This window comes from Novosphingobium sp. BW1, from assembly GCF_008107685.1.
GTDB lineage: Bacteria > Pseudomonadota > Alphaproteobacteria > Sphingomonadales > Sphingomonadaceae > Novosphingobium.
In genome coordinates, this window is the sequence record NZ_VIRF01000067.1 from 1 (window position 1) to 449 (window position 449).

Genomic DNA, 449 nt, shown 5'->3' on the forward strand with positions numbered 1-449 from the left:
ATGCACGATCCGATGGTCAACGACTCCTACTGCGAAACCTTCGGCTGGGTGAGTAAAGAGAATCTGGCGCGGATGCGCGAGCTGACCTACAAAGCCAACGACGTGCTGAAAAAACTGTTCGATGACGCCGGTCTGATTCTGGTGGACTTTAAGCTGGAGTTTGGTCTGTTCAAAGGCGAAGTGGTGCTGGGCGACGAGTTTTCGCCGGACGGCAGCCGCCTGTGGGATAAAAACACCCTCGATAAAATGGACAAAGACCGCTTCCGCCAGAGCCTTGGCGGCCTGCTCGAAGCCTACGAAGAAGTGGCTCACCGCCTGGGCGTTAAGCTCGACTAACCCGCCCGCCGCCAGAAGATGGCCTCATCTTCTGGCGTCTCTTGCTGTTTCCTGTGGTAATCCTGCGCTGAACCGCCTACGATCTCTGCTATTGATACATAACAGGGAATGAG

General features: G+C 55.5%; 1 protein-coding gene. It reads left to right on the plus strand.

Annotated features, from left to right (window positions below; all coding sequences use genetic code 11):
• Positions 1–336: phosphoribosylaminoimidazolesuccinocarboxamide synthase (locus FMM79_RS09985; RefSeq protein WP_305778395.1), on the plus strand; the 336-nt coding region annotated here is incomplete at its 5' end.
• Positions 337–449: the final 113 nt, after the last annotated feature.